1 protein-coding gene is annotated in these 1759 nt (G+C 68.4%); it reads right to left on the reverse strand.

Annotation, left to right across the window (positions count from 1 at the left end; translation table 11 throughout):
* On the reverse strand, positions 1-1759 hold a 1759-nt coding region (locus J2W36_RS26490), incomplete at both ends, for a condensation domain-containing protein (protein WP_307692776.1).

Below are 1759 nucleotides of genomic sequence, written 5' to 3' on the forward strand. Positions count from 1 at the left end.
GACTCCTCCCCGTACACCAGCGCCGGCGCATCCGCGCGAAGCGCCACCTGCCGGCCTATCAACGCGTGCACCGGCTCACCTCCATCGTATGACAATGCGTTTGTGCCCCACGCCGCAAGCTGCGCGCGCTCCTCTGCATCCATCAGCACCACGTCGCCGACCGCGCGCTGCGAATTGTTCGCCAGGTCCTGCAGCACCGCCAGGTAGTGCGCGAGCATGCGCCGCATCGCTACGGGTTCGAACAGTTCCCGGGCATAGGCCAGCGTCGCATGCACGCCGCCCCGCTCGTCTTCCAGCAGATCGAGCGTCAGTTCGAACTGCGCACCGCGCTCGCCGAGCGCGTATTCCTGCAACGCCAGCCCGGGCAGATCGGTGGCGGCCTTCGCCTGGATCTTCTGGTGGTTCACCATGACCTGGAACAGCGGTGTCTGGCTCATGTCCCGTTCAGGCTGCAGCGCATCGACCAGTTGCTCGAACGGCAGGTCCTGGTTCAGTTGCGCGCCCAGCGCCGCCTCCTTGGTCTGGAGAAACACCTCCGCGAGCCGCATGCGCGGTGCCACGTGACCGGGCAGCACCAACGTGTTCACGAAGAAACCGACGATGCCTTCGGTGCCGATCCGGTGGCGGTTCGCCACCGCCATGCCGATACGGATGTCCTCCTGCCCCGTATGGCGGTGCAGCAGCACGTTGAAGGCCGCCAGCAGCGACATGAAGAGCGTCGCGCCGTTCGCCTTCGCCAGCCGTTGCAATCCCTCGACCAGCGCGTGGGGCAGCTCGGCCGTGCTGTGCGCAACGGTGTAGTCGGCGTTCGCCAGCCGTGGATGGTCGCTCGGCAGCCGCAGCACCGGCTGCTCGCCGCCCAGCTGTTCGCGCCAATAGGCAAGTTGCCGCTCGCGCTCGCCGTCGGCCAGCCACTCGCGCTGCCAGACCGCATAGTCGGCGTACTGCAGCGGCAATGCCTCCAAGGCTAGTGCCTCGCCGCGCAGACCCGCCTGGTAGCGCTTCGCGAACTCGTCCACGATCAGCTGCATCGACCAGCCATCGGACACGATGTGGTGCATCACCACCACCAGCACATGCTCCGCCGGTGCCAGCCGGATCAGCGCCACGCGCAGCAGCGGCTCGCCGCACAGGTCGAAGGGCGTCTGGTGCAGCACCAGCGCTTGCGCCCGGGCCTTCGCTTCGCGCTCCTCGGCGGCGAATCCGCTCAGGTCGATCAGCGGCACCTCGATCTTCCATCCGGACTGGATGAGCTGGTCGGCCATGCCGTCGTCCCGCGCTTGGAACACCGTGCGCATGGACTCGTGGCGGTCCACCAGTCCCTGGAAACTCTCGCGCAGCACGTCGACCGCCAGTTCGCCGGTGAGCCGGAACCCGCTCGCGATGTGGTACGCGATGCTCGACGGCGCGAGCTGCCACAGGAACCACTGGCGCGCTTGCGCGTGCGACAACGGCAGTCCCCCAGCCCTGCGCTCGGCATCGAGCACGGGGATCGCGCGCTGCGCGGCCGGATGCTCGCCGTCCTCGCGTCCTGCACCGCTGCCGTTGCCCACGGACTCGGTCACGGCCGCCAGTTCGGCGATGGCCTGGCGTTCCAGCAGTTGCCGCGGCGTGACCTTCCAGCCCGCGTTGCGCAACCGCGCGACGATCTGCAGGCTCAGGATCGAATCGCCGCCGAGCTCGAAGAAGTTGTCGTTACGCCCCACGCGCTCCACGCCCAGCACCTGCGCCCACACCGCCGCCAGCGCCTGCTCCACCT

This window comes from Variovorax ginsengisoli (assembly GCF_030811835.1).
Taxonomy (GTDB): domain Bacteria; phylum Pseudomonadota; class Gammaproteobacteria; order Burkholderiales; family Burkholderiaceae_C; genus Variovorax; species Variovorax ginsengisoli_C.